General features: G+C 51.4%; 12 protein-coding genes. 5 read left to right on the top strand and 7 right to left on the bottom strand.

Features of this window, described 5'->3' with window-relative positions; genetic code table 11:
- Positions 1 to 297: 297 nt before the first annotated feature.
- The 3 genes from MXE41_RS06570 to MXE41_RS06560 all read right to left on the bottom strand — a co-directional run bounded on the left by MXE41_RS06570 (position 298) and on the right by MXE41_RS06560 (position 5,629).
- A complete protein-coding gene (locus MXE41_RS06570) occupies positions 298 to 1,233 on the bottom strand; it encodes a flagellin (protein ID WP_247099927.1) in 936 nt (311 codons plus the stop codon).
- A gap of 777 nt (positions 1,234 to 2,010) precedes the next feature.
- Positions 2,011 to 2,643 (bottom strand): hypothetical protein, encoded by a 633-nt coding sequence (locus tag MXE41_RS06565; RefSeq protein ID WP_247099926.1) that lies wholly within the window; start codon positions 2,641 to 2,643, stop codon positions 2,011 to 2,013.
- Between the two features lie 2,413 nt (positions 2,644 to 5,056).
- Positions 5,057 to 5,629: a GtrA family protein gene (locus MXE41_RS06560; protein WP_247099925.1), complete on the bottom strand. Its 573-nt coding sequence runs from the start codon at positions 5,627 to 5,629 to the stop codon at positions 5,057 to 5,059.
- Positions 5,630 to 6,793: 1,164 nt separating this feature from the next.
- On the opposite strand from MXE41_RS06560, the gene MXE41_RS06555 reads away from it, so the two are divergent.
- A complete protein-coding gene (locus tag MXE41_RS06555; protein WP_247099924.1) occupies positions 6,794 to 10,972 on the top strand; it encodes a hypothetical protein in 4,179 nt (1,392 codons plus the stop codon).
- A 1,975-nt stretch (positions 10,973 to 12,947) separates the two neighbouring features.
- Positions 12,948 to 15,542: a hypothetical protein gene (locus MXE41_RS06550; RefSeq protein WP_247099923.1), complete on the top strand. Its 2,595-nt coding sequence runs from the start codon at positions 12,948 to 12,950 to the stop codon at positions 15,540 to 15,542.
- 295 nt (positions 15,543 to 15,837) lie between these two features.
- Here the strand turns inward: MXE41_RS06550 and MXE41_RS06545 are convergent, their stop codons facing one another.
- Positions 15,838 to 16,011 carry a hypothetical protein gene (locus tag MXE41_RS06545; protein WP_247099922.1) on the bottom strand — a complete coding sequence of 58 codons (174 nt, stop codon included), beginning with the start codon at positions 16,009 to 16,011 and terminating at the stop codon, positions 15,838 to 15,840.
- Positions 16,012 to 16,226: 215 nt separating this feature from the next.
- Between MXE41_RS06545 and MXE41_RS06540 the strand changes: the two genes are divergently transcribed.
- From MXE41_RS06540 to MXE41_RS06530, 3 genes are all read left to right on the top strand, one after another.
- On the top strand, positions 16,227 to 17,132 hold the full coding sequence (locus MXE41_RS06540; RefSeq protein WP_247099921.1) for a flagellin: 906 nt from the start codon (positions 16,227 to 16,229) through the stop codon (positions 17,130 to 17,132).
- A gap of 847 nt (positions 17,133 to 17,979) precedes the next feature.
- Positions 17,980 to 18,888, top strand: coding sequence for a flagellin (locus MXE41_RS06535; protein ID WP_247099920.1), 909 nt, complete (start codon positions 17,980 to 17,982; stop codon positions 18,886 to 18,888).
- Positions 18,889 to 20,785: 1,897 nt separating this feature from the next.
- Positions 20,786 to 21,751, top strand: coding sequence for a flagellin (locus tag MXE41_RS06530; protein ID WP_247099919.1), 966 nt, complete (start codon positions 20,786 to 20,788; stop codon positions 21,749 to 21,751).
- An 896-nt stretch (positions 21,752 to 22,647) separates the two neighbouring features.
- Here MXE41_RS06530 and MXE41_RS06525 read toward each other — a convergent pair.
- The 3 genes from MXE41_RS06525 to MXE41_RS06515 all read right to left on the bottom strand — a co-directional run bounded on the left by MXE41_RS06525 (position 22,648) and on the right by MXE41_RS06515 (position 25,974).
- Positions 22,648 to 23,631, bottom strand: a complete 984-nt coding sequence (locus tag MXE41_RS06525; protein ID WP_247099918.1) for a flagellin — start codon at positions 23,629 to 23,631, stop codon at positions 22,648 to 22,650.
- A gap of 186 nt (positions 23,632 to 23,817) precedes the next feature.
- On the bottom strand, positions 23,818 to 24,807 hold the full coding sequence (locus tag MXE41_RS06520) for a flagellin (protein ID WP_247099917.1): 990 nt from the start codon (positions 24,805 to 24,807) through the stop codon (positions 23,818 to 23,820).
- A gap of 180 nt (positions 24,808 to 24,987) precedes the next feature.
- Complete coding sequence (locus MXE41_RS06515; protein WP_247099916.1) at positions 24,988 to 25,974, bottom strand: flagellin; 987 nt, start codon at positions 25,972 to 25,974, stop codon at positions 24,988 to 24,990.
- Positions 25,975 to 26,139: the final 165 nt, after the last annotated feature.

Genomic DNA, 26,139 nt, shown 5'->3' with positions numbered 1-26,139 from the left:
CATGCTTCAGCCATACTGTTGTAACTGAAGCATGACACGATATTGATTAATGTTATTGAAATAAGAGAGTGGTAAAGAGAGTAAAGAAAGAATTCCGTACAAGGATATGTCTATTCTGAAATCGCTTTATCTGCACGGCTGCCATCGACGGCGCCGGGCGTCCACTTTGGGTTTTACTTTATAAAACCATTTAGTAAACATACCCCAGTCATACTGTATACTGGGGCATGACACGATATTAAGAAATATTGAAATAAGAGAGGATGATAAAGAGAGTAGAGATAGAAATATTATTCTTTATCGTCCCAGCAGACTCAGCGCAATAGTTGGGCGCTGGTTAGCCTGTGCCAGTACAGACTGAGATGCCTGCTGGATAATGTTATTCTGGGTAAGCGCGGCTGTTTCAGAGGCAAAATCTGTGTCTCTTATGCGGCTGCGGGCATCAGACTGGTTCTCAGAAATATTGGCCTGATTTCTGATAGTGCTTTCCATTCTGTTTTGTAAAGCGCCCAGCGCAGCGCGCTGTGAGTCTACAGCCTGAATAAGCTTGTCCACATTGGCAAGCAGGTTGGTTGCAGTTGATGCAGTACAAAGAGAGAAACGAATGGCACCACCGCTCTTTACGAGTCCTACAGGGGCTTTTGTATTATCAATATCATTCTGTGTAAGCTTGGCCTGAAGAGCAATGCCGCTTAAAGTAAACTCATCACCCCAGTTCAGTGACAGGGTGTTGCCTGCATTGGCGCCTACCTGGAACTTCAGTACACCATCAGCAGGAATGAGTGAATTTTCATTGGTATTCTGCTTGTACTTGCCATTGATGACGGTCTGACCAGCAAAGGTGGTCTGCTTGGCAATACGGGTGATTTCCTGGGAAAGCTGGGTTACTTCTTCCTGGAGGGCCTTGCGATCGGAAGCTGAGTTGGTGCCGTTGGCTGACTGGACGGCCAGCACGCGGATGCGCTGGAGCATGTTGGTGGTCTCGTCGAGAGCACCTTCAATAGTCTGGGCAAGGGCGATACCGTCATTGGTGTTGCGGTTGCCCTGATTGAGACCGTTAATCTGGGTTGTGAGGCGGTCTGATATCTGCAGACCGGCGGCGTCATCTTTGGCAGAGTTAATTCTCAGGCCAGATGAGAGGCGCTGATAGGATACATTGAGGTTCAGCGTAGCATTGCTCAGTTTGCGCTGAGCATTAATGCTGCTGACGTTCGTGTTAACGTAAAGTGCCATACGCTTTTCTCTCTTTCTCTCTAATTCTCTTTTCCGGAGGAGCTCTGTGACTAAACTCTCTTCGGTAGCATGTATGGCCGGATGGTATGCGATTTTGTCATCCTGGCAAAAATTGACCATGCAATGCATATGCCACTATAGATAAGATAAAAAGAATGCGTAAAACAGGCTTAAATCCAGTGATCCCGGGGCCTGATGCTGCACGTGGGATCCTCACTTTTCTGCTCTGTGCAAGGTATCTGCTTGCCGCCTTTGGCTGAACTGTTTGCCGGTGTGATTTAATGCGGCAATGCAACGGCAAAAGGCGGCAAGTACTCCCGGCATTACAGTCCTTGCCTTTGCTTACTTCTGGCAGCAGGGGCCTTTTCTTTGTTCTGGTACTTCCGGAATCAGGACCTGCCCTGTGCTCTGATACTTCCGGAATCAGGACCTGCCCTGTGCTCTGATACTGCCGGCATCATGGATCTATCCTGTGCTCTCATACTGCCGTCATCATGGTCGTTTACTCTGCTATGGCTTTGCGGCTGTATGTGGGCCATGGTCAGGACGCTCTTTGCGTTAGGTATGACTATTTGCCAGGACGGGCCGGTGTGGCGCTGGTTGGTCCTCTAAGGTGGGGGCTGACTGGCGGGTTGGCTTTTCGGGCCGGTCGCGGAGTGCATGCTGTTTGTGGCGCTGGTTGTGAGCCGTGGGGCGTTTGAAGTGCCGGGGCTGAATGCACAACGCCCCGGACTCGGGGGAGTTCGGGGCGTTGATGGTTGGGTCTGCCGCGCTTTATCAGCTCAGCTTGGCTTTGAGGTACTTGCGCAGCTTGTCCAGGGTCTCAAGTGTTCCTTTGGCCTCGTTGAGGAAGAATGCAGGGTGGTGCTGGAAGTACTCAAGCATGTTGAGGATGTAGTTGGCAACGTTGGAGTTGTCTATACACCACTGAACATCATCGGTAGGGGAGAAGTCAGGCTGCAGGGCACGGTAGATACCGTTATAGCAGGCGCCAATGCACAGCTCCTTGTTCATATCGCGCTTGTAGCGGGTGTCGATATGAGGGTAGTTGTTTACATGACAGCCCTTGAGCATGGTGGTGGCCCAGCTGGCGGAAATTACGCAGATCTGGCCAGGGGTGAAGGTGGCCTCGCGATTTGAGTGCATAAGCAGAGCACTGATATGGTCAAAGCACTGAGCAGGATGAATATCATTTGAGGAGAAGTCGTACAGGCCGCCTTTCTTGCCACGGGAGGTCATGGCAAAGAAATCACACTGGCTGTAGTACTTGCGATAGCTTGCCAGAATCTGTGGAGATGGCACAGGGAAGCGGGTACTTTTGTACTTGTGGAATAAGGATACGCCTATTAATCCTGCAATAAATACAATGGTCTGAATGATTATATGAGCGGCCAGCCCTGTATGCGTCAAGTACAGGACGCCAAAAGAGACGGCATTTATTCCAAGGATGATTAGCACGTAAGACCAGCGCATTTACATTTCTCTCCATGTACAGTTATTTCGCTCAGTAAGCTCAATGCAGGTCTTCAATGGCATCAAGTTTACCCAGGCAGCCGTATGAGGGCTTGTCAGCCGCTTAAACGGTTAAGGCAGGGCTGCCTTGTCAGGTCAGTTCTGTCCTGACTTCACAGGTGAGCGAAACATGGCTTTTAGTATGGGGACCATGGACAGGTCTGGCCACATACATTATCTGGCTTCCTGACAGCAAGGCTGCAGGGTTTATCCGTGTGTAACGGCATTTTATGAATGTACTGCAGTGCCACAGGGAAAAAATAGTATATCTGTTCGTAACTGGCAGGGCTGCCCGAATCAGCGATGGAAACCTGATCTGCACAGATCGGCAGAGCAGGTCATCAAATACCCGGTTAATGAGCTGCAACAATATTTATGAGCTTTGAGCCGGTTCTGTGGGCGGCTCTTTAAGGCCTGAGGCCGACAGCTGACAGCTGCATTACAGCTTTCATTTAAACCTGAAGTCGTGATACATGGCCTTTAAGGCAACAGCTGCACAGACTGCCGCAGTTTGATTATCAGGCTGTATGGCATGTATTAATTGCCATATTACAAACAGGAGCTCCTGAGGATATCAGTCTGGTTGTCATAGCTGTCCCAGTAAAAATACGGTTCAGCAGAGGTTTACTGCTTCCTGCCTTATAAGAACTGGTACTCACCACATGTCCAGTCTCCGGGGCGGGTATCGCATTTATGCTCAAAACAGAGCCACTTTGCAGTACAGATAACATCGGCACAGTAAACCTGGTGATCGTTGCAGCATACCGGTGTAATGCCTGGCTGTCCAGTTCCTGGCAACTGAAGTGCTGGTTGTGTCACTTATTATCTGCTGTGCAACTGCGGTCAGAGCACCTGCGTCATTTTCAGACTGCTGCTCTTTCTGCCTGGCATTTGAACAATACCTTGTACCATGGACCCGGTGCTCTGGATCAGGTGCCTTGGACCTGGGGCTATGTGCAGCTGTCAGAGGCATTTGCCAGGGGCCAGGCTCCCTGCACACGAGATCTTTTCAGGTGAACTGACGATTGCCAGGTTCTGCAGCCTTGACTGTCTTTGCCGGAACGGCTGGATAACCAGAATGCTGCTTTACACGCACTGTCCCGGACAGGCTGAATGACCTCAGGGTAAATGTTCGGCACTGTATTGTTGCTATTAGCCCTGTATTGGCAAGCCCCTGCATGATGAAAAATGACCTGAATTACGCATCACACTTGAATGGAAGCTATAACTAGGCAGCCTGATAAATCCCTGATGTGCGCCGTTTATCAAAAGAATTGTGTTTAAAGGACGTTTTACAAATGTTGATAATGATTATCATTTTAACCCGGATAGGGCATGAGACGATTGACTAAACAAATGTCTGACCTGGCGACCGAGCTGCAGGACAGATCTGTCTGGGCGGGCTTTTAAGACAGAGAAAAACAGAGTAATGGCATTTGCTGACATCATGACTTGGCAGCTTGAGGATCAGCTGTATGAGCCATGTAGAGATGCCGCAGATAAAGGTAATACTCTCCCGGTACTTCATGCCCTTAACTGCAGGTCAGCAGATGGGCGTTAAGAGCTGAGTTTTTTTAAGTTGGGTCTGGAAGCTGGGAGTTGCGAGTTGGGGACTGCAGGCCTGGAGTTTCGAGTTAAGCATTGGAGCTCAGTGGCGGCACCACTGTGTGTTGCCTGACTGGCATTGCCGCTTTTCCTGGTGTGAAGTCCAAATTTGAGCCGCGCGCGGCACATGGTTATCACGTCTTACCCTGTCTTGCCAGTCTTGCAAGGCTATACCAGGTCTTACCCAGTCAGAAAGAGGCCAGGTCATAATCGCATTGCAAGGGACTGCAGGTCATTTAAGGCCTTACAGGATACGTCATGGTGTGGCGTGGCATGGCGTTGAATGGTGAAGCGCGGCACTGCCAGGTTGTTCGGGCCTGCAGGGCAGATCAGGGGGGGCTCAGCACAGGCGTTGAATTGCGGGCCTTAATCAGCGACTTTATGGCCTTTAGGAGTGAGATAGTGAGGAAGGAGAGGGCAGGGTGATGGCAGTGATGATGGTAAGCTGCCTGGACGTTACATTGCGTGTTGCCTGGCTTAGCCAGGCCCGGCTTTGCAGGTTCTGAAAAGCACAACAGCGCCGGGTGGCGCTGCTGTGAGATTGATTTATTGTGACTGGACTTATGGGGTGGGCTTGTCTGGGCTGGGCCTTGCTTATCTGGTCCGGGATTGTACTGGTTGCCCGGGCTTATGCTGTGTCTTTGCCAGCCGGGATGGCTCCGCGATGGAGTCAGGATAGCTGAGCTGCAAGAGCATCAGGCGCAGCCTAAGGATTGGCCCTGTTCTGCTCATCCCTGGCTGCAGTGCTGTTGGTTTCCAGAGCAGATGCTGCAGTGGACGATGTGTCTGTTACGGATGGCCCTGCGGCGTCAGCCGCAGGGGCGGCGGGCTGCCCTTGGTCGTGATCGTGACTGTGGCGCAGGCGGCCTTCGATGAGAATCTTTCGGGTGATGAAGTTAAAGACCATGACCACAGCCGTGGCAAAGAGCTTACCTGTGATGTAGCTGATAGCCAGAACCTCTACGCTTACCCACATGATGCCGTTGTTGATAAACAGACCGCATACGGCCAGTACGAAGAACAGTACTACCTCAAGGGCACTGCGGGTACGGGTTCTTGTGACATTCTTGCGGGCTGTGAATACCCAGGCAATGCTCAGTATGTAGTTGACTATTACTGAGGCAATAAAGGAGATGGTTGCCGAGGTCAGATAGTTCAGACCGACATATTCGGTCAGCACCAGCAGTAAAGTGAAGTCGATAACAAAGGAAAGACCGCCTACTACGGCAAAGCGCATAATCTGACGGAACAGCTTGCTGTTATGGGGTTTACTGGTCATCAAATCACCCGAAAGATAATTGTCCTGAAAAACATCAGCCTCTGAGCTCTTTCAGTCTCACAGGTCCGGCATCGACAGCCTGCCCAGGGACAGCTCGGCACTGGTGGAGGGAACGCTCAGGTAGTACTGTGTGAGGGCCGAGATAAGGTCCTGATTATGGAATCAGTATCTGCTGCCTGATAAAACGGAAAAAGCATTCCTGCCGTCCGTATTAAGGCTTAATTTAAGCAAGTGAACAGGAGCTCAGGGCGATATCATGCCTGAAAACAGCCTTTCATTCCAGTCATACGCAAAAGATAAGCGTCCTGTCATGACGCTGCACCCTGCGCAGGCGTCACGCTGCTCACTACCTCTCCCACTGTGCGGCTATTGCCTCCGCATCCTATCGGGAAATACGCTTAGCTCACATGGGAGCATGCATTTATGCCTGCCGGCCTGCATTCATTCATTCCTGTCTGCATGGCAACTTACAATTGCCGGCCGCCATGCTGTGTCGTTGCCAGTGCAGCTTCAGCTCAGGGGCCATCAGCGTAGTCAGAGGTCAATGTCATGGCAAAATCTCAATAGCTAAACCAATGACTATGCTGTCCTGTCCGCTGTCTACCAGCCAGCACAGCCCCCTGCCAGCACCGGAACCAGTACTGCTGCGTGTCAGGCAGTTTGCCGCTAAAAGCCACCCTGTAACAGTGGCAGCAGCGGAAGGGATAAGAGGTTTGGTGAATCGTGCCAGTGACCGTTTTTCCAGCGGAGCATGGTTGATACCCTTTAGTTTGCTGTATGCATACATTTGGTACTCCTGTCCCTTACCCCCTCAGTCACTCAATCATTCAAGCAGGCTTTAAGCAGGGCAGTGGCCCATGCATCCAGACAGCTGTCAAGCCAGTCACCCAGCAAGTCAGCTGCTCAACCCAGGGCGCAGGGAAAATTCAAAGGGACTTTATCCCTGGGACTTTGGCGTCAGTGTTCTTTGACTATTGCCTGGCCGGCCTCTGCCGGGTCAAGAAGCCGGATAAAGTGCCGGCCGGGTGCGAGGACGCGGAAGGTGAGCGTGCTGCGTGCTGCGGGCTGGGGGATGCCTGCGCGGCAGGGTGCGTGTGGTTGGGGGAGGGCGGGACTTTTTTGGTAAAATAGGCGCTTTGATTTTATTCTGGGTCAGAGGCACGTATGAACGGTTTTGATGGCGACAAGGAAAATTGGCAGTGGCCTGATGATGGTGACTTCGATATTAAAGATGCTGCCGATTCCAGGTACTTCGATGAGCTGGCTTCATATAAGCAATATGACCATCCTCCAACTGAAGCACGCTGGACTGGCCGCAGCGTTCCTGTTGAATGCATTATGGATGTGATCCTGCCCGTAACGAGCAGCAGAAAGGACGACTTTTACTCTCTGGCCGCCAGCATAATCAATGGCAGTCTCTACAGCTGGGGTAATCTTAAGCTCCTTGATACTCGCTACTGCAGGTTTGTTACCGTGGGGCTGATACCTGAGTATGACTACGCCTATCTGACAGCCATGATTATGGGATGTTATGTGCTGACGGAAAACGGCGTGCTGGTTGATGAAAAGGGCAGGACCTTTGCTGAGGCATTTGCGGGCTTTAATCAAATAGAAGAACTCTTTGACAGGTGTGAACCTTACTTTGGCTACTCCTGCGGCTTTTTCTATCTTAAGGGACTGTGGTACTTCCTGACCGGAGCCGACAGCCTTGCCCTGCATGCCTTTACTGTTGCCCGTGGTTACTTCCGTGCCGATTTTATGGTCTTCAAGTGTTACGAACGTTACACTGAACCACAAAACAGAGCCATGAAAAAGCTGAAGGAGCAGAAGCTGGTATTCCCGCAAAGCTTTGGCGCTACTCCTGAAGTATGTTCCAGACTTTTTACTCTGGCAAATTCTCTTATGCCTGATATTGCCGCTGCTGCGTCAACTCCATCCGGTCAGTGTCTTACCCGTCATGATCTGGTCAGCAGCTTTGACGAGCTGGTAAAACCAGATGTCAAAGCATGTATTAATGCAGCTGCTGCCGGAGGCTTCAGCAACAGCCGCACCCCTGTAACAAAGGGAACGCCTGCGGCCAGGGCAAGTAAGATTATGCTCAGCCTCCAGCAGCATCTCAATCAGTGGCTTGCCCAGTTCTGCCCTTTCGTTCAGATGCATCAGGTATCAGGATCATTTGTCTCAGGTGGTCAGGCTGCCAGCACCCGTCTTGACTCCCCTGTGTGCTTTAAGCTCCTGCCATGGAAGCCCGGAACACCATTAACTGTTCTTAATGAGCCTTTTGCCGACAATCGCATTGACAGTATTGAAAATGAGGTTGTCACTGAAAATCAGTCGCTTTCCTGGAGTAATGCTCTGCGCCTTGTTATTGCAAGGCGCTTTGCCCACATCGTTAATGCCGCCCTTTCAGATGTTATTACTCTGCAAGTCAGTGATGATGACTTTGCTGATAAGGAGGTATCAAAGGCTGTTGCTCCTGAGGGGATGCTGCGTTGCAGTTTTGAACAGTATGAGCAGTTCAAAACTAAAAATACCCGCCTCGAACAAAAGGTAAAAGTTCCGGCCAGAAGCAGGCCAGAAAGTGCCCTCCCGGAGACCTCTTATAATTACCTGTACCTTGAACGTTGTGGCCCTCAGTACAACAGGCATAACTATCACAAGCGCAATAGTGATGTCAGTTTTTACGGCCGGTTGCCAGGTGCCCAGGATGTTCTTAAAGCTGCCGACAAAAGGGAGACTGATCTTTACAGGATTATTGCCTGGTATGAGCTTCATGGACAATTTCACAGGATCGCTGTCAGCCATGAATCTCTTAATGAATACCAGATGCTCTATGACTCTAATCCTGGGGCACGAGTATCACTGCTCAGGGCTGTCTACTGGGATTTGCCAGAGATCGCCAGCCGTTATCCTGACGCCCGTACTGTGCGCGAGGCGATCACAAAATGTCTTAAAGTAAGACAGTATGAGGAGGAGGCCCAGAAAAGCTGTCCTTTTGGCACTCTGAACGATGGTGAGATGCCATTTTGTTCGCCTGATTTTTCACTTTATGCCATGGTTCGCTATTTCTGCGACCAGGGCAAATATGACGAAATCGACCCTGACAGACAGAGTATTGCTGCCCTTCTGGAAGACGAAAGATATCTTGAAAACGATGTCGTTATTTATGACATCCCTGAATACGATATAAAAATACGCGGCTTTGGCAGCCGCACTGTCAGGGAGCTGGTCAGAAAATTCCGTGTCAATGACGGGACTCAAAACCAGGGCTGTGGTGATCTTGACCAGAGAGTCAAGGTGCGTGACAGGGGTATGAGTTACGACAATATAACCCTTCCGGTAACACGTTATCCTGGAGCCCCTTATGTCCTGAGCATGCATGAAGAGCTGCAGTGGCGTACCTCCGGCAACGCTCTTGCGCTTAAAGCTGGCAGGCGCGTATACAGTGACGCTGCCGTGATGGACTGGCTCAATATGCTCATATTGCGCTATCACAGCTGGCGTCTTAACTTCCCTGAAGATGTTATGTGCCCAAGGCGCATCAACCCTCGTGCATGGTCCAGCCCGCTGGCTGCAGCCCTGCAGATTGAGGCCATGAGCAGCCTGTTACCAGTTGATTCAGCTCAGCTGCTGTACATACTGCATCCTTACCATCAGCAGATTGCCTGTCAGGCAGGTTTAAGCCTCCATTATGTGGTGATAGAGTTCAATCAGCCTCTGGCTGATGATTCAGGCCTTACTCCAGGCATGGCCATTAAGAGCAGTACAGCGGGCAAAGCAGCGAGTAGAGCAGCTGGAAAGACAGCAGGCAAGACAGATGGCAAGACAGTGGGCAAAACTGGCCGTATGGTACTGCCTGATGAGCTGCTCATGCTCATCAGAGCCCTGCAGTCCGATCTGCCAGCCCAGCTCCTCGACTATGACTCCGCCAGCCCGGCTCGCGCTGCCAGTGGTAAGACCACAGACTCAAAGGACGGCACTGCCGGCATGGCAGCAGCCAGATCTACCGGAGCGGCCGGAGCCGGCAAGGCAGGCCATGACTGCCGTGCCGCTGCCATTGATCTGCGCTTTAACCGTCCAGTGCTGGCCTCGGAGCGTAATACCCTTGGTGAGGTAAACAGCAACAGCAGTCATGATCTGTCCGCCCTCTATCTGGGCTGGACTCAGACCGATCGCTCCCTGATAGTGGACTTTCTGGTCTATGATTATGACAGCTTTGCCTATATTGCTGATCAGTGGTCACGCCTTGGCCGTCTTGACAGCCTTAACATCAAACGCATTACCATGTGCGCCCTGTCAGGCTGCGCTACTCCTCACTTCCTCTACGGACCAGAGGCCGGCCGCCTGAGCAACTCTGCTCCGGCCTGTGACCCGGACGCTTACTCAGCTGCTGACGCAGCTGACAGCTCTATGGGGCATGACCCACTGAGCCCGGCTGGCCGTGCCGATTCCAGCGCTGCTGCCGGCGCAGCCTCTGGCAGCGCTGCAGACAGTGGCAGGAGCTCAGGACGACTGAGCCTCAGATCACGCTCAGGTGGCAATACTGGCCTTGTTGGTATTGCCGGTATTGGCTCATGGCGTGAGGATGACAGAGACCGTAAGGCAGCCACCAGTGGCAAGTCCAGATCCCGGACAGCCTCTGCCTCAGCATCATCTTCGTTTGCAGCATCTCAAACAGCTACGGGCAAGTCCGGCACCCGCCAGGGCAGAAACAGCCGTTCTGAAGGTGCCAGCGCTATCTCAGGCGGCTTGAATGCTGCTGCCGGCAGCAGGCTCAATACAAAGGATTACCCGGCAACTTCCGGATCAGACACAGCTGCCCGGGCCTCAGCCGCCGGGTCTGGAGCAGGAAGTCTTTCAGGCATCGCCTTCTGGGCAGACACACTGGCCTCAGCCTGTGGTGCAGACATGGCAGACTCCCCTGACTCCGCTTGTGCCACTGCTTCGTCAACCGCATCATCACCAGCTTCAGCCGGGGATATGCCATCGGCTGAAGACCTGCTCAATATGAGCTTTGACCTGACACCTGTAGTTCATACTGATTATGAGGCTATGGGGCTCTTTGGCAGCCCGGCTGCCGCCTCATCCCCAGGCCCCGACTCCCCGGCATCTGCCTCCAAGCCGTCAGCCAGAGCCAGGAGTACCGCCACTGGAAAGGCTGCGGCAGCGTCTGCTGATAAAACAGGATCTGCATCCTCTGCTGCAGACACAGGTGCAGCCCCATCAGGCACGAGGAGCCGATCAGGAAAGAGGGCCGCCAGCGCCACCAGGACTGCCAGGACCACCAGGACAGCCAGGACCAAAGCAACCGCAGCCGCCTCAGATGCGGCAGATACTGATTAAGCAGCGGCATCCGCTGCCCGCGCGGCAGCAGTCGCTGGTAAAGGTGCTCCCAAAACGTGCCCCCACCATACCAGGGAGCGCCTCTGGTCTCAGGTGTCTTACAGCTCGTGTACCACAGCCTCTTTACAACAGGTACCAGATGGATCAGAAAAATGTGCAGCTGGGCACGTCAGGCCATATTCAGACACGGTTGCGACCTGACCGTCTTTCGTCTATCTCACCGCCAGCCGGCCACACAAGTCACGCAGTCCACCGACTGCCACGCGCTGTGCCCAGCCTTGCAGCAGGGTTCATCACCCGCATGGATGACGGACTGATACTCAGGCCCGCAATGGGGGACTGACCTTAACATGCAGCCATTTATCCGTGCACCAATGCCTGCTCTGGCTAACGCTACGATTCGAGATTCAACTCTGAAGTCAGTCAGCCAGCCTGGCAGGCGCGCCAGCCAGTGACCTGTTTCTCTACGGCTGTCCGGTTTCCTATGCCATGCGGTTCGGCTTCATCAGGGCAAGCATATTCGTCCTTCTTGAAACTGACCCTGTTAATGCAGCTGTACAGCGAGCAGTCAGCCCCAGTCGGTATTATTGCTATCTGAGCACAATGCATACTGGGCGGCAAAGAGCCAGATGCCAGGGGCCGGTGCCATAAAAACTATGCTTACAGGCAATGCTTTTAGCAAGGCAAAGCCGCCTGCACCATGCAGCACGCGTCCCTCAGCATGATGCAAGACTGTCAGTCTGGAAGCCTGTCAGCCCTGGAGGGAAAACAACCCCAGTCGCTTCAGTGTTGAATCTGGCACTGGCAGTGCAATACAGTTCGGGCAGGGCATGGCTGGTAAGCGCAGGTATGTCAGGCAGGCTGGGCAGGGGAGGACTGGCAGGTTTTGGCGGGAGCTGCAGACTTGGCGGCAGTGCACTTTTTCAAGGCACGCCCGTGAGGAAGCTTTTTGGGCTTTTGGTGGGATTTGGTGGGGTGCAGGGCGCTCGTTTTGTGCTATTTTACGCAGCTCACTCATGGCTATGGCGGAGAGTGCAGGACTGACTGCGCTCTTATGCCCCCTGGGCAGGCGGCCTTTTATGCGCCAAAGTGTGGCATATTGCTGTCCTTTTCCTTACAATTAGCAGACTGAGTTTTAATGTTAGGGGAAATCACCGCAGTTTTTTTATTGCTGTGGATATGACTTTCCTCACCCGGTACTTAAAGTGCGCTTATGTCACCTGAAAGTACCATTTTTTAAGACTGGCCTGATGGCATTCGTTGATGCCTGCTCCATAATGGAGCCAGGTCATTAATGCATTGTTATCAGCAAACTGGTAAACCAGTTTTTCTTTGTCCGATGCGGAGCATATGCTCCTGCCGCGTACGGTATTAATGCCGTAATGCCGCAATGCTGTTTTGCAGCTGTGTTGCATTTGAGCCCCGGATGGCCATCACAGGCCATCGTACCTGGCACCAGAGCCACAGCCTGCCCTGCGGGGCTGTCCTGCAGTTAGCTGCGGGTTAAGATGTTAACTGCGCAGCTGAGCTGACCCAGAACTGCACAGGAACTGGGCCTGTCCAGATTCCCAGCATAGGGCACCCGGTAACAGGGCTGTGGTCACAGTACTGTGGTCACTGGGCTGCGGGTCCAGGTACCAGGCATTGGGCTTTTTGCTTTCAGACGGGCAGGGGCAGGGCCATATGGCCTCAAGCTGCTGCGGTCGGCACTACAGGCATCACCGACAGCTGACAGGTTCAGCTTTTGTACAGAATAACAACAGAGGTCTCTCCTGAAATTTAGAGCCTCTGCAACAATCAGTTCAACTCAGACAGGACGTAAGCCCTTGTCTGTCCACGGCACGGGCAGCCTCAACATGGCTGTCAGCGCACTGTCATGTCCTGCAGGGATTGACAGGTACTGCGCTGTCGGTCCCTTGCGGCCTGAGTGCGTGCTCAACGTCAGAACTTTCTTGGATTATCCGGAGATATCAGAGTGAAAGGCAGGTATGATGAGCGCTTTGGTGCTCAGCGCTCTTCTCGAAGCAGCGCTGCTTCTGCACGCCTGACTTTTCCGCGCGGCCAGCCAGCCTGGCCGACAACCACCGATACCTGGTCCACAGGTGACAGCCAGCTGGCCCGCCGCGACGAAATCGCTGCCGCTGCCGAGGCTGCCTCACGCGATCAGTATGCTTCTGACCACTCCTATTCTTCAGCTCAGGATTCCTCTGACTCCATGGCCACAGGCACTGGAGACAGCAGTTCCATGGGCATGAATTCCTCATCCTATTCATCCTCATCAGCATCATCAGCCGATTCCTCCTCAGCATTAAGCGCCGATCAGACTTCCAGCCTTAAGGACAATGGTATTCAGTCCTTTAGCACTGGCAGTGGTCCGTCATTCATCTCTCTTGATGATGAAAGGTCCGCCGGAGGCGAAGGTGGCAGCTGGGGTGAGGAGTCACAGGCAGCCGATCTGGCCTCATTTATGGCCGCACACCGTGCCGGCAAGATCCCGGCCCCAGGTGACTCTTATGGCCGCAGCTCCCAGTACGAAGAGCCGCAACGCGATGAGGTTATCACCGCTCCCCTTATTGAAATGGTGGCTACCATTCCACCATCATCACCTCCCAGAGCCCTGGTAACCCGAGCCCCACGTGCACCTGAAGATGACGACCAGAGCATGATACGTGATCTTAATGACCCTGAAGGTCAGGAAGACGCAAGCTCTGCTCCAGCAGCTCAGGAACGTTCACCTGTAGAACCGGACCAGCCTCAGAGAGCTACTGTTACCAAGGCTGCTGACTTTGCCGCCAAGGTACACTCCCAGCTCCAGCAGGTACAGCAGGCCGCCGTGGCTGCAGCCCGTGCTGCTCAGTCAGGTATGCCAGCTTCACAAAGTGCTGCCGAGCTGGCTGCCCTGGCCGCAGCCACCTCAAACAGAGGACCTCTGGGCTCATCTGGTGACGATGATGGCGCTGAGGCTGCTGCCTATCTTATTGCTGCCGCTACCGGCCGCTCCATGAGCCAGCCTCAGCCACGTCAGCAGGAACCTGCTCCTCAGGCCTCGGCCCGTCCAACTGTCTCGCTTGAGTCTCTGGGGCCGCTTATCAGCCTCAAGGCCCGTATGCTTGAGGAATACTTCTGTCACAACATTACCGGCAATGATGCCTTGATCGTAGACATGCAGCTCAATGGTCAGCATCTGCCAGTAGTGATAGTAAACCCTCAGTATGGCGTACTCATTCTGGAGCTTTACTATCACGGTGCTGAGGAGTTGATGCGCAACAGCCAGCTCGTGCACCAGCACAAGAAGCACTGTATGCAGCTGCGTGAGCAGTTTGCCCGCACCTACAGCGAACGTGGCAACGAATTTTCCCGTGAGGACATGAAGCAGGTAACTTACGTGCTTCAGTGCTACGAGAATCTTAATGCTCAGGAAGTGGCCCGTATCTTCCCTTCCCAGAGCATTCAGACCTCGCGTGCCGGAGGCAATACCTCCAGCATCTTTACCCGCTGGCCGCCAGCAGGCCTGACTCAGCGTCTGCATGGCTACATGGATCAGCATTTCATCAACGTATGGAATGCCAAAAAGCCAGGCGATCACATGACCACCTGGCTCTCAGGCGCCCAGAATGTACCTTTCTTCCTGGCCCGCGCTCCCAGGGAGAACAGCCTCTTTGAAAGTCTGGGGCTGCCACCGCTTGACCGAGCCCAGCGTGAAATTTCAGTGCTGCTCAACCAGCGCCGTGCGCTCAGTGGCCAGTTCTGCAAGTTCTCACGTCCAATGCCAGAGCACGTTATACGTGCCCGCAATCCGCTCCCAGGCAACACCCAGGGCCAGGCTCATGGCCAGCAGATGGCAGGCGGCAACCGCCCTCAGGGCCAGACGGCACAGCAGGGACACCCAGGACAGGGCCAGCAGCGCGCTGCACAGGGCCGTACCGGCCTTGGTCAGGGACCACTGCCAGGCCAGCAGAGCCGTCAGATCATGCCTCAGGCTCAGGGCCAGCATCTGCAGGGTATGCAAGGACAGCAGGCTCAGCAGGGCCAGCAACAGGCACGCCGCCCTCAGGGCCAGTCAGGTCAGCCAATGCAGCAGGGCTCCCGTCCAGGCCGCATGATCAATACCCAGCCTGTGCCGCAGCCATCACAGGGCATTATGGGACAGCGCCCACAGGGCCAGCCAAACCAGGGGCAAGGTCAGGGCATGCGTCCTGGCAGCGGCACTGCTGGCCGTCCTGGCCAGTCAGGCTCATCTCAGGGCTCGGGCAACCGTGGCAATGTCTCCCGCAGCCAGCAGCTGCTTAACGCAGCCGGCATGGGCCAGCGTGCTCCAACCATTGGAGCCCGCTCACCCGCCCAGGGCCAGGGCACGGGCCAGCAACAGCCCCAGCAGGTCCAGCGCACTCAGGGCAGTCAGGGAGGTCAGGCGCGTCCTGGAAGGAGCCAGAACCCAAATCAGGCTAACGCCCAGGGCGGCAATGCTCAGGCAAGACAACAGGGGCAAGGGCAAAGCCAGGCCCGTCCAGGCGGTCAGTCAGGCTCAGCCCAGCAGCAGCGCCGCCCTCAGCAGGGTAACCGCCGCTGATGCATCCGGCCAGGCAGGACCTGCCCACCAGTCCAGCACAAAAAGCACCCTCAGGGGTGCTTTTTTGTGCCCGGTATTTGAACTCGGACCGTGCATGGAGTTCAAGTTTTCGATTGGTACCCGACAGGGGTCGAAATAGAGAATGCTCAATTTGAAAGGTGCTGTGGGATGCTGCCATAACTTGTAGATGCTTGCCAGTACGTGGCCGAATGAGCAAAACTGAGCAATGTGCATAAATCTTTGTGCAGGTCAAAACTCCAGCTCTTGACTAACTGCTTCACCATCTGCACATGCTCTATGAGGATTCCTGAGCTCTTTTGCTTGAGCATGCTGGCATATGTATCTCCTTGACGAAAGGTTCAGGCAGGCGGAAAGACAGATAAAGGTTCAGCAAATGGTCGATATTGGGAGCAGTGTTCATTGGTATTTTGGGACACAGTGAGTTAGATGGATTTAGATTGGTCGACATTTAATTCATGCTGAAATTTTGATCAAAAATCCCGGAGCAATGCACTTTCTGTACACTTCTTGTCGTATCTATATTCTTGTATGAACTGCATCTTTTGCAGTTTAAATTCTGTGTAATCTAAATTCTGCATAGAGGCAATGAAATAACGTTAAAGTATATAAGCACAACATTTAAAGACTTCTTGAGTCTGGCTGCATATATGATGGAGAAACACTATGGCTGTATACGTAAATACCAATGTGAGCTCACTTAATGGCCGCAGATATCTGAACAACGTTCAAAACCAATTGACAACCACCTATCAGAGACTCTCTTCTGGCTTAAGAATCAACTCCGCCAAGGACGATGCAGCAGGTTTACAAATCTCCAGCCGTTTAACTACCCAGATAAATGGCCTGAATCAGGGTAACCGCAATGCCTCTGACGGTATTGCTCTGGCCCAGACTATTGAAGGTGCCATGGACGAAATGACTGGCATGCTCCAGAAGATTCGTACCCTTGCAGTACAGGCCTCAAACGGCACCAACACCGAAGCTGATCGTAAGGCTCTGGATACCGAGGCCACTGCCCTCGTAGCCGAGATTGACCGTATTGCCGGTCAGACCAAATTTGGTGGCAAGACCATTCTCGACGGTGGTGATGACGGCACCAACTCAATTTATACAAATGCCAAGCAGAGCGCCGGTCAGCTTACCCTGCAGGTAGGCGCAAATAAGGGCGACACTGTCACCTTTGACGTCTCCAATATGAAATTCACTAAGGCTATGGAGATGGCCGGTTTAAAAAATAATAATAATGCCTTCTGGGATAAAAACAAGAAGCTGATACTCTCAACCGCAGATGGTGCTCAGGCAACTATTGAGGCTATTGACAAGATCATTGGCGCAGTAGACTCACAGCGTGCCGGACTAGGTGCTATCCAGAACAGATTGGAGAGCTCAATCCGCAACCAGGCAAACGTTTCCGCCAATCAGGCTGACGCCCGCAGCAGAATTCGTGACGCAGACTTCGCCGAAGAATCAGCCAATCTGTCCCAGCAGTCCATTATTCAGCAGGCTGCTACCTCCATGCTGATGCAGGCTAACACCCGTCCTCAGCTGGGTCTGTCCCTGTTAGGATAAGAGCAATCACAGCATAAGGCGGTACAGAGCAGCTGATGCAGTCAGAGCTTTGCGCTTTTTATGCTCTCAGCATGGGCTACGAGTTGCAGACAAACTTTGGAATAAAGCCTATCGCGCAAAAAGCACCCTAAGGGGTGCTTTTTTGTGCCCGGAATTTGAAATCGGACCGTGCATGGAGTTTAAGTTTCGATTAGTACCTGACAGGAGTCGAGGTGTTGAGGCCTCCAGGTTTGAAGCGGTGTTGCTGGTTTGTGCAGGTCCGGAGTAAAACGGCATGAAAACGCCTTATATGCTGTCTTACTGGCTGTAAGGTGGCATCAAAGGCGCACTCGTTAAGCCGCTTAAGGCCCATAACGACCTGACAGGTAGACATGAACCTTATAACCACGTGACAGGTAGACGTGAACTTCATAAATCCGCTCCTCCCTCTCTAATTGGCTCGGTGAAGCACGCAGGGAAGAATATGGGCATGTAGTGGTGAGCGACTGCTTTGGGAGAGTCTGATGTGCGTCACACGGCCATGGCAGTACCTTAAGAGGCTTATGTTACTGATAGTTACGGCTTTGGCGGGGGAAGTAAGCAGTGTTCTTAATGAGCTGCGAGCACACAAAATTTAAATTAGCTAATAGCCGATATCAAAACCAAATTCCCTTAAATATCAGGTTAATTGAGGTATTTATTGGCCGTGGCGATGTATCTATAAGTGCCTGTTTTTCGCATCTGTTTAAGATTATATTTTGTGTAATCTGTATTACACACTTGTCATAGCGAAAAGTCGTTAAGCTTAATAAAGGGCCGTATTTTCGGGTCTTTATTACTATTTCACATACATGATGGGGAGAATACTATGGCTGTATACGTCAATACGAATATAAGCTCTCTGAACGGCCGCAGATATCTGAATAATGTGCAGAATCAGCTCACTACAACCTACCAGAGACTCTCGTCAGGACTGAGAATTAATTCTGCCAAGGACGATGCAGCAGGTTTACAAATCTCCAGCCGTTTAACCCCCCAGATTAATGGCCTGAATCAGGGTAACCGCAATACTTCTGATGGTATTGCTCTGGCCCAGACCATTGAAGGTGCCATGGACGAAATGACCGGCATGCTGCAGAAGATCCGTACTCTGGCAGTACAGTCTGCAAACGGCACCAATACCGAGGCTGACCGTAAGGCCCTGGATACCGAAGCTACAGCTCTGGTTGCCGAGATTGACCGTATTGTTGGCCAGACCAAGTTCGGTGGCAAGACCGTTCTCGACGGCGGTGATGACGGCACCAACTCAATTTACACCAATGCCAAGCAGAGCGCTGGCCAGCTTACCCTGCAGGTAGGCGCAAATAAGGGTGACACTATCACCTTTGACGTCTCTAATATGAAGTTCACCAAGGCTATTGCTCTTGCTGGTATCGGACAAAATGACATTGCAAAATTCTGGCATACCGACAAAAAGCTGATACTGTCCACTGCTGACGGTGCTCAGGCTACCATTGAAGCCCTGGATAAGATCATCGGTGCAGTAGACTCACAGCGTGCTGGACTAGGTGCAATCCAGAACAGATTGGAGAGTTCAATTCGCAACCAGGCAAATGTTGCTGCCAACCAGTCTGACGCCCGCAGCAGAATTCGTGACGCAGACTTCGCCGAAGAATCAGCCAATCTGTCCCAGCAGTCCATTATTCAGCAGGCTGCCACCTCCATGCTGATGCAGGCCAACACCCGTCCTCAGCTGGGTCTGTCACTGTTAGGCTAAAATCAGATTTACAAACGAAAGACGAATGACCGGACCTTTTAAAGGCCGGTCTCAAAGGTCCTCAGGCTTCACCGCCTCAGGGCCTTTTTTGTTTTCCAGAGGCCTAACTTTGTAGTTGGCAGGTCGATATTCAAGCTTGCAAGGAACTTCATCATCGTTACTTTGCCGCCTTTGCCGGCTTCATGGGACCTAAGGCACTTCTAATCCCAAAACCAAGCTCTGTAGCAGTTCAGAACCATGGCGAGGTATTGGTAATTGCGTCAGGTTCAATAGTCGTGCGGACGGTTTCAGCATGTCATATGACTCATCGTCCAGTGTGTAGTCGTTCATGGTCTGACTTCCCCTGGTAACTCAATACTCGCGATGCTGTCTGCACTGACACATGTCGAAACCTTATTAAGGCTCAGCAGACCTTCTATCCAGGCTCTTAGCACAATGCAATGAGCTTACAGGACGCGCAGCTGTCAGTTCTAAGATGGACCTGGGAATCAGGCCATTTCGGGGACTAAGGATGGGAATGAGCGCACGGTTCGAAGCTCTTGCTCATGGACTGATGTCTGTTCTCATAAGACCATGTAGATAGCCTATACCACGCCTCTGCTGTCTGACAGCTGCGGGCATGCAGCGACCGTCCCGGCCCTTGCCCTGACGAATTCTATGGCAATTACAAGAACCATTTAGCAGCTTCGGATACTTCTGGAGCTTACCGGAGTCGAGGAGAGGAGTAGTCTGTGCTATGGCAGCAGAATGTATAACCTCATGAGGCAGAGTGTTACGTCTTTGCTTGCCTTCATGAGAAAGCCCTATGGGGCCTTTTGAGTGCACGTCAGTTGACCATCAGAACTTTACTTCAGAAATTCTAAGCACGCATAACAGCTGTAGAGCGTGACAGTAATGAGGGCTCAAAATCACATTGTCTGCACAAGCATAATGGTACTTTTAGAGTGTCATTGGTTGTGACGAAAATGTCTCATATTATGTTGCGTATACATCCCGTGGATAGTCGATATTTAAATTCGATAAATAAGCCGTTTGCATAAAGTCTTATTTTTCTCAAGAATGAGTTGTAAGTATCATAATGCAAATCCATATAGTGGGGAAAATCGGCCAGTTTGTTCTGACATGAGTGATAGAGCATGAAGCTCATCTAGGAAGGCATTGTGCAGTCAGGGGGGTAAATGCTCCTGAAGATACTTGGTAAATCGCCTTTACCTTGTTCTATACATGCGATGTATAAGCCATCTTTCGGCATATATTGATGTTAATAATTTCAATGATCGGCCGAATTCTGCCTGTAACGACTATGTCTCAAAAGTGTCGATACTTATGACACTTCATTAGGGTAATATACTGCGTATTCATCCCGTGGAATGGTGACACATAAATTCGATAAATATCGTACTTATGAAAAACAGCATTTTTAAGCAACATACAGTGCTTTTGTCACATATGCAAATTGTTTTGGAAAGCTGCTTTAAACTATGTCACCTGAAAGCGTTTGTGATGATGGATTTAAGGGCTGCTTACCTGCGTGGATGGCATGCAAGCAGATCAAAGGGGATGAGACTATGAAGTAGCTGTAGGGCGGCTCTTAGCGGATAAGGGCCCGACAGATTTTCACGGGGCAGAGGCGACAAGTGGGAATTAAATACATATACTCACAAATTTCAATATCTAATTTCTGGACTGGAATTTAGTCAGATGGCGCATTGACGGGCTTTAAAGGCAGTCTGACAGATAATATCTATCAGCAGTTTTACATGGCATGTATCCAGGATCCAAATAAGGCTGGTCGTATTTGCATATATCTAGGATGAAAGTGCCGTTGAGCTAATAACGGCCACTATTTCTTGGTCGTTCATTACACACAACACAACACACATGATGGAAACAGACCATGGCAGTATACGTAAACACGAATGTCAGTTCACTCAACGGCCGCAGATATCTGAATAATGTACAGAATCAGCTGACAACCACATACCAGAGACTCTCGTCAGGCCTGAGAATTAATTCCGCAAAGGACGATGCAGCAGGCCTCCAGATATCCTCACGCTTAACCACCCAGATTAATGGCCTGAATCAGGGTAACCGCAACTCAAATGACGGTATTGCTTTTGCCCAGACCGCTGAAGGAGCCATGGACGAAATTACCGGTATGCTGCAGAAGATGCGTACTCTTGCAGTTCAGGCCCGTAATGGAACCAACACCCTGGATGATCGCAAGGCTCTTGGTAAGGAAGCCACTGCTCTGGCTGAGGAAATTACCCGTATCGCCAAGCAGACCAAGTATGGCGGCTCCCTTATCCTCGACGGTGCTGGTGCAGGTTCAATCATGACCAAGGGCGGCGCAGCCGGTGGTCAGCCTCCTCAGGGTGGTGGTAAGGACGAAGTAGGTAAGCTTACTTTACAGGTAGGAGCAAATAAGGGCGATACCGTCAGCTTCGAAGTCAATGCCATGAAGTTCTCACAGATCGCTAAGAATGCAGGCATTAACGACAACGATTTGAAGGCTTTCTGGTCTGCCGGTCAGGCAGGTCAGCAGGGTGGAGGTGCTATCAAGGTCAGCTTTACCAAGGCTGAAAACATTGATAAGGCAATTGACGGCCTCACCAAGATGATTGGCTCAGTTGACTCAAGCCGCGCTGACCTAGGTGCAATCCAGAACAGATTGGAGAGTTCAATTCGCAATCAGGCAAACGTTTCTGCCAACCAGTCTGACGCCCGTAGCAGAATTCGTGACGCAGATTTCGCTGAAGAATCAGCCAATCTGTCTCAGCAGTCCATTATCCAGCAGGCTGCAACCTCTATGCTGATGCAGGCTAACACCCGTCCTCAACTGGGCCTGTCACTGCTCGGCTAAATACATAGCTTTAAAGCTTCAGTTTTGAGTAGCAATACAAGCTACTCTCAAAGCCTCCAAGCCATCACGGTAAGGGGGCTTTATTTTTTGTGTAGCAGAGGAGACTGGAGCAGGGAAGAGTTGAATTGCATACAGAACGCGCATAGAGCCCCATTGTGCTTTCGTAGAGACGATTTTAGCTGTCTCCTGTACATCGCCATACCTTTGAACAGGTCATCGTTCTGTGAGCGACTGTGATAGCTCTACGTTGATTCAAAGTGGCGCATGGCAATTGACCTGGCAACACCTTGGATGCGAGCATTAGAAGGCAATAGCTTGCTTGATGCAGTTCCAGGTGGAAGATGAGATGACATTAGACAGGCATGCTGTGGCCCAACATAGGGCATTTCCTAATAAACAGAACAGCTCATATTGGCCGGATATTAGGCTTGAATAGAAAAGCTATGGAGAGAAACGCCAGAGAGGCGTACAGGGCTTTCATAGAGCGCTTCCTCAGGCATAGGGGTAACAACATATGCCGAAGTCAGGTGCGTTGCTGTATGGAGAGCAGGGAGGGCTGATAGAGCGTTTAGGCAGAAATATAGAATTTTGGATTTATCGTTCAGGCGCCTGAAATAATTTAACAATATTCTTTTATTTTACGTTACGGTAAAACATTTTGCAGTTTGCAGGCATAAAAAAGGCGGACTTGCGTCCGCCTCTGAATGATTAAGAGAGAATATATCTGTTTATATTACTGTTATGGTGCTGACAGTGCAATAGTTTTGTCCAACAATTTCAAATTTCACGATATATCGATTCGCTTAAAGCTTTCTTGCAGCATTTTGAAACTAAAAAGGCGAGCCAATGGCCCGCCCTGAACGATAAAGAGAAACTTGTGAAGTGGTCCTGGAGTATTACCTGCCCAGGAGGCTAAGAGCAATAGTAGGGCGCTGGTTGGCCTGTGCTAAAACGGTCTGGCAGGCCTGCTGGATGATGTTGCCCTGAGTAAGGGCTGCAGTCTCAGCAGCGAAGTCTGTGTCCCTGATCCTTGAGCGGGCATCTGCCTCATTCTCGGAAATACCAGCCTGATTACGAATGGCACTTTCCATTCTGTTCTGTAAAGCGCCAAGTCCTGCACGCTTGGAATCTACCGCCTGAATGACCTTGTCAATGTTAGCCAAAGTGTCAGTAGCCAGCTTGGCTGAGGAAACAGTCCAGCGAACTAATGACTTTGCGCCACCGTCTATGACGATGCCATTTGCTACGACACCACCAGAGCCTGGAGTAATGTCTTTAGCCTCTCCAATTCCGGCCATTTTAGCAAGACCGGACATTGTAAACGGGTCACTCCAGTTTAATGTAAGAGTATCTCCGGCGTTTGCACCTACCTGAAATACAATTTTGCCTTCATTTGCGGCACCAGCGCCAGGAATAATGCTGGTAGGGTTTTTGGTGTAGTCGTTTTTGTTGTTCCATGGGCCGTTAAGGATGGTGTTGCCGGCGAAGGTAGTCTGACGGGCAATACGGTTGATTTCTTCAGACAGCTGGGTCACTTCCTGCTGAATGGCCTTACGGTCGGATGCGGAGTTGGTGCCGTTAGCGGACTGTACGGCCAGTACACGGATGCGCTGCAGCATGGAGGTGGTCTCATCGAGAGCACCTTCAATGGTCTGAGCTAAGGCGATACCGTCGTTGGTGTTGCGGTTGCCCTGATTGAGGCCGTTGATCTGGGAGGTTAGGCGGTCAGAGATTTGAAGACCTGCAGCGTCGTCTTTGGCAGAGTTAATACGCATACCAGAGGCGAGTCGCTGGTAGCTGGTATTGAGGTTCAGGGTGGCATTGCTGAGCTTTCTTTGCGCATTGATGCTGCTGATGTTGGTATTAACGTAAAGTGCCATAATTCATACTCTCTCTCTTTAAGATTTGCTGCTTGCGGCAAATCTGACAGCTGCAACTGTCTGCTCGCTTTCTTCACGAACTGTATAAGGACGCTATCACTGCGTCTCGGTCTCTGTGTTCTTAGAAAGGCGGGCTTTGTTGCCCGCCCTGAACGATAAAGAGAAACCTGGATATCTGATGTTTGATTACTGACCTAACAGGCTCAGTGCAATAGTAGGGCGCTGGTTGGCCTGAGCTAAAACTGTCTGGCAGGCCTGCTGGATGATATTGCCCTGAGTAAGAGCTGCAGTCTCAGCGGCGAAGTCTGTGTCCCTGATTCTTGAGCGGGCATCAGCCTCATTCTCAGAAATACCGGCCTGATTACGAATTGCGCTCTCCATTCTGTTCTGTAAAGCGCCAAGACCTGCACGCTTGGAGTCTACGGCCTGAATGACCTTGTCGATGTTTGCAAGAGTGTAAGTGGCAAGCGATGCTGCGGAAACGGTAAAACGAACTTGAGCTTTAGCTTTATCATCAGCTCCGTCTACGACAATGCCATTTTTAGCATCTTTGTCGTTGCCTGTGATATTCTTTGCTGCTCCTAGACCAGCCATGACGGCAAGACCTGATAATGTGAACGGGTCCGCCCAGCTCAGAGTCAGGGTATCGCCTGCGTTTGCTCCGACCTGGAAAATAACTGAGTTTTTTCCTGGGCCAGCATTAGGTATAAGGCTGTTAGGGTTATCAAGATAGTTGCCTTTACCATTTACCATTGGACCATTAAGAATTGTGTTACCAGCAAATGTAGTCTGACGGGCAATACGGTTAATCTCTTGGGAGAGCTGAGTTACTTCTTCCTGTATCGCTTTGCGGTCGGATGCTGAGTTGGTGCCGTTTGCGGACTGTACGGCAAGTACACGAATACGCTGCAGCATTGAGGTGGTCTCGTCGAGAGCGCCTTCAATAGTCTGAGCTAAGGCAATACCGTCGTTGGTGTTACGGTTGCCCTGATTGAGGCCGTTGATCTGGGAGGTGAGTCGGTCGGAGATTTGAAGACCTGCAGCGTCGTCTTTGGCAGAGTTAATACGCATACCAGAGGCGAGTCGCTGGTAGCTGGTGTTCAGGTTCAGGGTAGCATTACTGAGCTTTCTTTGCGCATTGATGCTGCTGATGTTGGTATTAACGTAAAGTGCCATTTTTAAATACTCTCTCTCTTAAAGATATGCCTTACCTGGTCATATCTGACAGCTGCAACTGTCGGTTCGCTCTCTTTGCGAACTATAGGACGCTTGGGATGCGTCCTTCTTCATCTTTGCTCATATTAAAGGGCGAGGGAATGGGTCGCCCTGAGCTGTAAATATGTTCTGTTTGTTTGATTACTGGCCCAAGAGGCTAAGTGCAATAGTAGGGCGCTGGTTGGCCTGTGCAAGAACGGTCTGGCAGGCCTGCTGGATGATGTTGCCCTGGGTAAGCGCTGCTGTCTCAGCGGCGAAGTCTGTGTCTCTGATTCTTGAGCGGGCATCGGCCTCATTCTCAGAAATACCTGCCTGATTACGAATAGCACTTTCCATTCTGTTCTGTAAAGCGCCCAGTCCAGCACGCTTGGAGTCTACGGCCTGGATTACCTTATCAATGTTTGCAAGGGTATCAGTAGCTAACTTAGCAGAGGAAACAGTCCAACGAACTAAGGATTTCGCGCCGCCATCTATTACTATACCATTCTGACCGACGCCGCCTGATCCATTAGCTATGTTCTTTGCTTCGCCTATCTGCGCTAATTTGGCCAGTCCAGACATAGTGAATGGGTCATTCCAGTTTAAAGTAAGAGTATCTCCGGCATTAGCTCCTACCTGGAACACAATTTTACCGGCATTTGCGGAGCCTGCACTAGGAATAAGGCTCTTAGTTTCTTTTAAATAACCGGTTCCATTAGGTGTATTAGGACCATTGAGGATGGTGTTACCTGCGAATGTAGTTTGGCGGGCAATGCGATTAATCTCTTCAGAAAGCTGGGTGACCTCCTGCTGTATAGCCTTGCGGTCGGATGCGGAGTTGGTACCGTTAGCGGACTGTACGGCCAGTACACGAATGCGCTGCAGCATTGAGGTGGTCTCGTCCAGAGCACCTTCAATGGTTTGAGCTAAGGCGATACCGTCATTGGTGTTACGGTTACCCTGGTTAAGGCCGTTGATCTGGGAGGTGAGACGGTCGGAGATTTGAAGACCTGCAGCGTCGTCTTTGGCAGAGTTAATACGCATACCAGAGGCGAGTCGCTGGTAGCTGGTGTTCAGGTTCAGGGTAGCATTACTGAGCTTTCTTTGCGCATTAATGCTGCTTACGTTTGTATTAACATAAAGTGCCATTTTTAAATACTCTCTCTCTTAAAGATATGCCGGTTTCAGGCATATCTGACAGCTGCAACTGTCGGTTCGCTCTCTTTGCGAACTATAAGACGCTTAGGATGCGTCTTTCTTCTCTTTGCTCATATTAGAGGGCGAGGCAATGAGTCGCCCTGAGCTGTAAATGTG

It is taken from the genome of Anaerobiospirillum sp. NML120449 (assembly GCF_023051105.1).
GTDB lineage: Bacteria > Pseudomonadota > Gammaproteobacteria > Enterobacterales > Succinivibrionaceae > Anaerobiospirillum.
This window is presented reverse-complemented; position numbering and strand designations above follow the sequence as displayed.